General features: G+C 42.2%; 9 protein-coding genes, 1 pseudogene and 1 riboswitch. Of the genes and pseudogenes, 3 read left to right on the plus strand and 7 right to left on the minus strand.

Features of this window, described 5'->3' with window-relative positions; translation table 11 throughout:
* The coding region (gene cysE, locus PF479_RS08670) for a serine O-acetyltransferase (protein WP_298004990.1) at positions 1–572 on the plus strand (572 nt) is incomplete at its 5' end.
* 200 nt (positions 573–772) lie between these two features.
* Complete coding sequence (locus PF479_RS08675; protein ID WP_298004993.1) at positions 773–1204, plus strand: transposase; 432 nt, start codon at positions 773–775, stop codon at positions 1202–1204.
* A gap of 240 nt (positions 1205–1444) precedes the next feature.
* Here PF479_RS08675 and tatA read toward each other — a convergent pair whose 3' ends face one another.
* From tatA to PF479_RS08710, 7 genes are read right to left on the minus strand one after another with little or no spacing between them, the layout of a single operon-like run.
* Positions 1445–1630, minus strand: coding sequence for a twin-arginine translocase TatA/TatE family subunit (tatA, locus tag PF479_RS08680; RefSeq protein WP_298004996.1), 186 nt, complete (start codon positions 1628–1630; stop codon positions 1445–1447).
* A 2-nt stretch (positions 1631–1632) separates the two neighbouring features.
* Positions 1633–1947, minus strand: coding sequence for a hypothetical protein (locus PF479_RS08685; RefSeq protein ID WP_298004999.1), 315 nt, complete (start codon positions 1945–1947; stop codon positions 1633–1635).
* The gene (locus tag PF479_RS08690) at positions 1944–2723 is read right to left on the minus strand and encodes a twin-arginine translocase subunit TatC (RefSeq protein WP_298005001.1); all 780 of its coding nucleotides are present in this window, start codon (positions 2721–2723) and stop codon (positions 1944–1946) included. The genes PF479_RS08685 and PF479_RS08690 overlap by 4 nt, the downstream gene beginning before the upstream one ends.
* Positions 2724–3380: a formate dehydrogenase accessory sulfurtransferase FdhD gene (locus PF479_RS08695; protein ID WP_298005003.1), complete on the minus strand. Its 657-nt coding sequence runs from the start codon at positions 3378–3380 to the stop codon at positions 2724–2726.
* Complete coding sequence (locus PF479_RS08700; RefSeq protein WP_298005006.1) at positions 3380–3940, minus strand: hypothetical protein; 561 nt, start codon at positions 3938–3940, stop codon at positions 3380–3382. Before PF479_RS08700 ends, PF479_RS08695 begins: the two co-directional genes overlap by 1 nt.
* Positions 3941–3952: 12 nt before the next feature.
* Positions 3953–6049: an aldehyde ferredoxin oxidoreductase gene (locus tag PF479_RS08705; protein ID WP_298005009.1), complete on the minus strand. Its 2097-nt coding sequence runs from the start codon at positions 6047–6049 to the stop codon at positions 3953–3955.
* Between the two features lie 13 nt (positions 6050–6062).
* Positions 6063–6713: a 4Fe-4S dicluster domain-containing protein gene (locus PF479_RS08710; protein WP_298005012.1), complete on the minus strand. Its 651-nt coding sequence runs from the start codon at positions 6711–6713 to the stop codon at positions 6063–6065.
* 8 nt (positions 6714–6721) lie between these two features.
* Positions 6722–6847, minus strand: a riboswitch (molybdenum cofactor riboswitch).
* A 389-nt stretch (positions 6848–7236) separates the two neighbouring features.
* On the opposite strand from PF479_RS08710, the pseudogene PF479_RS08715 reads away from it, so the two are divergent.
* Positions 7237–8397: pseudogene (locus PF479_RS08715) on the plus strand (IS4 family transposase).
* Positions 8398–8400 lie beyond the last annotated feature (3 nt).

Genomic DNA, 8400 nt, shown 5'->3' on the forward strand with positions numbered 1-8400 from the left:
AATCAGAAGATATTAAAAAATCAATTATTGAAGATTTAAAAGCTATTCGCGAACGAGATCCGGCTTCAAGAAATTATTTAAATCCATTTTTAAACTATAAAGGTTTTCATGCTTTAGAATCTTACCGTGTTACGCATTATTTATGGATAAATAACCAAATTAATATTGCTTTAATATTACAAAGTTTGATATCTCAAAAATTTGGAGTAGATATTCATCCTGGTGCAATAATTGGTAATAGACTTTTTATAGATCATGCAACAAGTATAGTAATTGGCGAAACAACAGTTGTTGGTAATGATGTATCCATGCTTCATGAAGTAACTTTGGGTGGCACTGGAAAAGAAACAGGAGATCGTCATCCAAAAATAGGAAATGGAGTTTTAATAGGAGCAGGAGCTAAAATATTAGGAAATATTATAGTCGGAGATGGTGTTAAAATTGGTGCTGGAAGTGTAGTTTTATCAGATGTGAAGCCGCATACTACAGTTGTCGGAATACCAGCAAAAGTTGTTGGAAAACCAAAAACAAATTCGCCTTCACTCGAAATGGATCAAGGTTTTGAAAATTAGAAAAAAATGCCTAACAACTAGTTCCACTTGACATTTCCTGTTGTCACAATTTTTGCCAATCGCTACGCTCAACAAAAATTACGCCAAGCCCTTCGGGCCGGAAAAGCAAGTTAACTAAATGTTGATACTGTAGAAGAAGCCAACTTTTCTACAGATCTCCTGGATTCAATGATAAAATTCTGAAAACGGAGGTTCATCTTATGGCGAGATACAAAGAGTATTCTCATGATCAGACTATGATGATTCCTGTGACCCCGAACTTTAGAAGTAATGGTGGACGATATGCCGGAAAAGGCTATGAGGGTCATGTGGAATACTGCATGAACTGCAGGCTCCGTTCCAAATGTATCCGCCTTGAACATACGAAGGTCAGGCAGGTTGCTATCCTCAAAGAAGTGACAGACAAGGATGGGCGGAATCCGGTGGAAGAGATGAAAAACAAGATTGATACCCCATACGGAAGAGCCATCTATTCTCACCGCATGAGCACGGTGGAACCGGTGTTCGGACACATCGCCGGAATAAAGAAACTCAACCGTTTCACCTTGCGTGGCAGAGAGAAGGTCAGTACTCAGTGGCTTCTGTATTGTATGGTTCATAATATCGGAAAAATACAGAGGTATTATGCCTGAGTCTTTTTCCTTGGGCTCATTTTAGAAAAACAAAAGCAGGGGTGAAATTACATGTCAAATTAAATCATTCTGGTTATATCCTGTCAGCCTTTGAAGAGTTTTAAGGAATAGACTTCCAGTCTTAAAGATTGAATCTATGGTGAAGCTATCTTTGTATAAGATAGCTTCAGCTTATTATAAGTCCAACTTTGTTGTGCATTCCTGGGCATCTATTGCTTTCGGTAAAAAGAGATTTGGAATCTATTTTTCCTTTTCTACCGCTTTCTTGTCGTCTGCATCATTCTCTTCTGATGTAGATTCTTCCATACCGTCTTTAAATTCCTTTTTGGCCTTTCCGAGGCTGCGGGCAAATTTGGGAATGGCAGAAGCTCCGAATAGGAGTACCACGACTCCACCGACAACCATTATTTCTGTTGATCCTAACATAATTATAACTCCTTTTTCTCATCCGGTTCTTTTTCGGATGGAATGCTTGTATTTACTGTCTCTGATAAAGCGCGGTCAAAGTTAGCGACCTCGCTCTTCATTCTTGCATTGATAGCCCGGATCTCTTTCATTTCTTCGTCGATTCCGAACTCCTTTTCCATACCTATGAGTTCTTTTTTCACCATAGTGTAATAATAATAGATTTTTGCCCAGATTTTACCCATCTTCCGCATAATGACGGGCAGTTCCTGCGGGCGTATGAATAATACTATAAGTGCTGTGATAACCAGTATCTCCTGAAAGCCAAGTCCATTCATTTTTCTAAAGATTCTCCTTCACCAAAATGAAATATTTTCGCAATGAAAATTGCGCAGAAATAAAGAAAAATCAGTGGTATTGAAATAATACACTGGGAAATAAAGTCCGGGGGTGTGATTAGTGCTGAAACAAAAAAGACAAGAACGATGACAAAGCGGCTTGCTTTGAAAAGAGATTTCCGAGAAACAATGTTCAGAACAAGAAAGACTTCCAGTAGTATGGGAAATTGAAAACTCAGCATTATCATCAGAATAAAACGAAAGATATAGATCACATTTCGCTGGTAGTTCAGGAGAAAACCTACCTTCTCAGGGAGGAAACCACTGCTGGTAAAAAACTTTATCGTTAAGGGCAGGATGTAGAAATACCCATAATAAAAGCCGACAAGAACTAAGATAGCACCGCAGACCAAAGCAGCGAATAGTACATTTTTTTCTTTTTTCTTAAGAGCTGGAAGGGTAAAACGTACCAACATGAAAATAATAAGCGGGGCTGACAGAGTAAGTCCTGCCATTATTGAAATCTTGAGTTTGGTGATGAAACCCTCGAACAGAAAGTTGACAAAAAGGGTATCTGATGATTCCAGGTTTTCCATAACACTGAAAGGTTTATACAGAAACTCTATAATGGGATCGAAAAAATAAAAACTGATACCGCTGCCTATTGTCAGAGCAATGATTGTGACAATAAATACGGTACGAAGTTCTTTTATGTGAGTCAATATTGGTTGCGTATTAAGCATATCCGGGTCTTTTTTTCTTCTTTTTTTCTTCATTCAGTCTCTCGTGCAGGCAGTATATAAAATAGGGGCCTTTGATTCAATTCTGCCAATTATAGTTGTTTCAGTTCTCCCGGCAATGGCACATGCTCTGTTAGTTGCTATACTTCTGCTGACAAGTAGAGACAGACGGCATGCTGCGGCCTTTTCGGCAATTTCGGAGTTGATCCTTCCCGATGAAAAATAGATCAGTCTGGACAGATCTATCCCTTGATTCAGGGCCGCTCCGATAGCTTTGTCAAATGCATTATGCCTACCTACATCCTCATATAGAACGACAATATTCAAGCCGTCAGACAGGGCTGCACAGTGGATGCCTCCATGGTGGCGGTACTTTTCAGCAAGGTTTTGAATCTGGCCGGCAAGGTTTTGAAGAAAAGTCAAAGAGGGGTTATGAAAAGGTTCAGAGGGGGGTGCCTCCATGGCATCCTCTTTTTTTAGTTCCACTTTAATCTCATTTCTACATATCTCAATCTGAGATATCTGTCTCAGTGAACTGATCAGACCTCTGCAGTAAAGATGGCCGATCGTCAGTTCCTCCAGGGCTTCCGGAGTGCAGAGAAAGGTCTGAATCAGTCTATTCCCGATGTAAAGAGTTATTTCGTCTTCTTCAACCTGGGGCAGAGTCAATTCTGGAAATCCATCTTTAATCATTACTGAGACTCCAGACTTTCGACGGATTCCCATTCAGCCAGGTATTCCGCTCTTGATTTGTTCATATAACGTTGAGAGTACAGATATATGTCACCATTTGAGGCCTTAGCAAGGCAAATATCTTTGAAATTAGAAACATCAGAAACAAGGATATGGATGGTATCCTGAAGTTTCTCAGCCTCAATATTATAGGGTGAACTCAGAAACATCTCGCTGATGCAGGGGCGAGGGTAGAGCCTGGATTCTTTTCGCACAGTTTCGGCAATTGTTTTAAGGCTGTCTCCTTCGGCAGCAAAATTCAATGCCTCTCCATATGAATGGCTCATTAGGGATGAATCAAAACAACGCAGACGTTCTTTTCCTGATAAAACGCTAAGAGCTGTATCTTCCTCAGCGTTCAGAATATTCAGGGTTTCTCGAATTGCGGAATTTGATATTTCTATTTCATCTGAAACTTTTTCTATACAGAGAGTCGTCAGTTCCAGATCGTCGATAAGACGGGATTCCCCCGAGGCGGCTTGCACCGCCTCCAGAAGAATCCCTTTTACAGATTCATTCATAAAAATCAGGCTTTAGATAAGCCCATGGGTCTCCAGTTGATCGGCTACATCAGCCATCTTCAAGTCTTCCAGAGTCGCTCTGGTGGGGATTCCAGTTTTTTCATCCCAACCCATCTCTTTGTAGAAGTAGGTCAAAGCCTGGTTAAAGTCGTCCTTATCCAGTTTGATGGTTCCTTCGTCAAAAGCTTTCTTATCAGGATCCATTGAATACTGCCAGCCTGTAAGTTGGTCATGATCATCCCGCAGGTTTTTGGAGTTCATCTGCTTGGCTGTCAGTGCCCGGTGCAGAGTGAATGTCCTTTCGGCATACTTGTCCAGGGTTTCCTCATTGACTTCAAATCCGGTAGCCATACTGAAAAACTTGGCTTCCAGACCGGTGTCTCCCCGGTAGTTTCTCTCTTTCAGGGGAGAAACCGTCATGGGCCATATCCAGTTACACAGGGTTAAGGAATCGTGCAGTACGTTCCGTACGATACTCCATTTGGTAAATCTGGCTTTTGCTTCGTTTGCAGGAGTATAGAAGGCCGGCTGATCTATGGCACCTTCGCCCCAATGTTCTGCTGCTATTTCCTGCTGCAGTTCGATGGGAAGGCCGCTTCCTAACAGGTTCATGTGTGTGTGACACTGGGCATCTCTATTATACATGGAGGAAATAACAGCACCAACAACACCGTTGGATTCGCTACTGTGGTGTACTGGATAACCAATTTTAGTCCAGAGTTTATTCTTATGTTCTGTCCAGTACTCTTCCGGAAGATTCCATTTTTCTGCCAGAGCATAGGCCCCTTCACCCAGAGTTGCAAGTTCTCCTATCTTATTAGCTATACGATAATAGAAGTCACCAAAGAAGCTGGGATCTCCCGCTTCCATCTTTTCCAACCCTAGGCTGGCATATTCATCTGCAGGAAGGGCGGCTTTCAGGTAACCATGTTTTAGAGTCCATTGAAAGTCCCGGCCGATCTGTCCATAGTTACACCAAACACCATAGTCATCCGCAAATTGGGCCCCAGTTGTCCGTCCGATAACGATGGCCTCGTCTTTTGTTTTTCCCTCGATAACATAGTGCCCATTCATAATGTAGTTGGGAGAGAAATATCCCATACATGTATTAGATACATAGGGGCTTACACCATATTTTTTAATTTCGGGTACGTTCAGATGGGAGTGACAACGAACCGGGCAGGAGGCACATCCACCCATACGAACGGTATACTGTTCAGCGGCGGGACCGAGGTCCTTGATGGCCTTCATGGTACGGTAACCGATCTTATTCGGAAGATTGGGGGGGCATTCTCCTGTTTCAATAGGATACTCTGCAGCGCCCCACATCAGGCCTTTTCGGGCCGTCCAGCGACTTCCCGGATGATGGTATTCCGCCCAGGGCTGGGGGGTGGAGGGGACAACATGCTGGTTATTCGCTCCCACTAAAGCAAATGTTTCAGTGTTAAGTTCATGCCACTTCATTTTATCACCGGCAATCTTTACCGATCCAGTTCCCTGAATACCGATAGCCTTAAGCATTTTAGATCCCATGACTCCGCCGTGACCACCAGCTGAGTGGCTGGATCCGGTTCGGATTACCGAGAGGTTCACCTGATTTTCACCAGCCTGTCCGATAGCAGCTACCTGAGAATCTTTTCCCATAAGAGCAGTTACTTCTTTTATTGTATCGAATGTGCCGTGTCCCCAGAGGAGTGACGCATCTTCCAGTGTTACATCCTGGTCAGAAATCCTGAGCCAAACCGGTTTTTCTGATTTTCCCTGAACAATGATCGCATCATATCCGGCATATTTCATTTCTACAGCAAAATGACCACCCATATGGCTGTCACTGACGCCGTGAAAAGGGTTCGATGCTTGCAGACTGGTAATATTAGTCCGTCCGCTGGACATTGCACCGGTACCCGTCAGGGGGCCGACACCGAAAATGATTCTGTTCTCTTCGGCAAAAGGATGAGTTCTGGCAGGGACTTCGTCCCACATAACTCTATAACCGATTCCCATACCGCCGACGTAATAAGTGTATTTTTCCGTGGATTCACGGGTGATTGATCCTGTACTCAGGTCTACACGAAGGATAGTTCCTGACCATCCGCCTTTAATTGCCATATATTCCTCCTACCTATGCCTGAAAGTGTTCTTTGTATTTCTGAAGTGCATCTGCCCAGGTCACATATGAAAGAGCTCCGGTAGGGCAGGCCTTTACACAGGCTGTATAGCCATGGCAAAGTATACATTTTGTAGATTTATTGGTTTCCGGGTCCAGTGTGGGGATTCCCCAGGGACAGGCGCGGGTACAGGTCCCGCATCCGACGCACTTTTCAGGATCCACTTCCCGGGCTCCGCTTGCTTCCTGCTGAAATATGGCACCCTGAGGACAGGCTAGTGCACAGGCAGGGTGTTCACACTGACGACAGGTATCGGCAGTCATTGTGAAATTTCCCATTTCTCCATCACCGTTAGCCCAGTCGCCACGGACACCGTTAGAACCATAGGCCAGATTCTGGCTTACTTTGATTCTTGCGGTTACCTGACTTGCTTTACCATCGTTGCCGACAGAACAAGTCGATTCACATATAAGACAGCCGGTACAGCGGGCTGATTCGTGAATGATCATACCATCTGCAGTTTCCCATACTTTGATATCTTTGGATTTACAACCCGGCAATAAAAAGGATGCAGCAGCTACACCGATAGTACCTAGACCTGTAAACTTGAGAAAATCGCGGCGGGTAATTGTCGTTTCTAGAATAGTTTTTTCTTTTACGGACACAATAACTCCTTCCTTGTTTGTAGTCTTCTTTTCAAACACGGGAGGCAGCCACCGTTTCCAGGGTACCCAATGTTCAGAACCCATAGGCGAAGAGATGGCCCTTAGGAAATTCTGAATCGAAGCTAGATTTGGGTATTATATGTGTGTTTTATGGATTTGTGAAGCCTCAATCGATAAAAACATACTTATTTCCTCAGATATTTCAGGCATTTAAAGGATTTCATCTCAGTGCCCTTCTCCCTTAAGCATTTTCTGACTGTGTTTCAGTATGGGGATTACAACTTTCGTGCAAAGTTGAACTGCCTTAATAGAGCCGGGGAAATTGATGATAATGGTATTACCCTTAAGCCCGGAATATCCACGGCTCAGCATGGCATTGGGAGTTTCTTTATATGATTCGATCCTGAGTATTTCTGATATACCAGGTCACACCTGTCCAAGATAATCTGAAGGGGGTTTTATAAAAGCCGAAATCCAATTATTGTTAAGTCAACTAAAACAATACATTAAAAGGAAATCGGCTATGAGTCACCAGAATACAACTTTTCAGCAACTTCTTCAATTAATAAAGAGACATGATTTTGAAAAATGGGTTAAGAAGCACCGCGGAGAGGCCTACACCAAAGGATTCAGTTGCTGGAGCCAGTTTACTGCAATGCTATTTGGGCAGTTAGGTTCACAAAAAGGTTTGAGGGGAATTGAGTCAGGCTTATCCATGAATAAAAACAATTTTTATCATCTAGGAATAGGCGCGGTAAAACGCTCAACGCTCTCATATGCTAATAATAACAGGCCACATGAAATCTATCAGGATTTATTTTATTCCTTACTTGGGAGACTGCATAACAAAAAGAAGAAACATAAATTTAAATTCAAAAACCCTCTCTACAGTATTGATGCATCAACCATTGATCTTTGCCTGAATATATTTCCATGGGCTAAATTCAGACAGAATAAAGGAGGGATTAAGTTGCATGTCAAACTGGATCATTCCGGTTATATCCCGTCCTTTGTCTCTGTTACAGATGCCAAAGGACATGAGATGAATGCTATACGTGAAATACCAAAGAAAAAAGGAGACATTTTTGCTTTTGATAGAGACTATAACGATTACAAAGAGTTTTCAAAGTATTGTAAGGAAGGGATTTACTTTGTTACAAGGATAAAACGGAATGCAGTATATCAGGTGTTAAAAGAATGCGATGTTAGTAAATATGAGAATATTGGATTTGATAAATACATCAAGATGACCGGAATAAAAACAGGGAAGGAGTGCACTCAGAGATTGTGAATCGTGGAAAGCTTTGATCCTGATACAGACAATACCATAGTACTTTTGACAAATCATTTTTCCTGGTCTCCTGAAACAATTGCTGGGATTTATAAAGATCGCTGGCAGATTGAAATATTTTTTAAAACCATCAAACAGAACCTAAAAATTAAAAGTTTCTTTGGAACCAGCAGGAATGCTGTATTAACACAAATATGGATATCCATGATTTCATTTCTTCTTTTAAAATATCTTTCAAATTCATTGACTCAAGTGTGGACTGTGGGCTCCCTGATGTCGGTGATTCCAATTCTATTATTCCTGAGGAAAGACATATGGCTGTGGTTGAACAAGCCAAAACCTGGGACAGAATCAATCTTTTTTTCAAGTGGTCAAATGGGGCTGTTTTTATGAGGC

It is taken from the genome of Oceanispirochaeta sp., from assembly GCF_027859075.1.
In the GTDB taxonomy this organism is placed as follows: Bacteria; Spirochaetota; Spirochaetia; order DSM-2461; family DSM-2461; genus Oceanispirochaeta.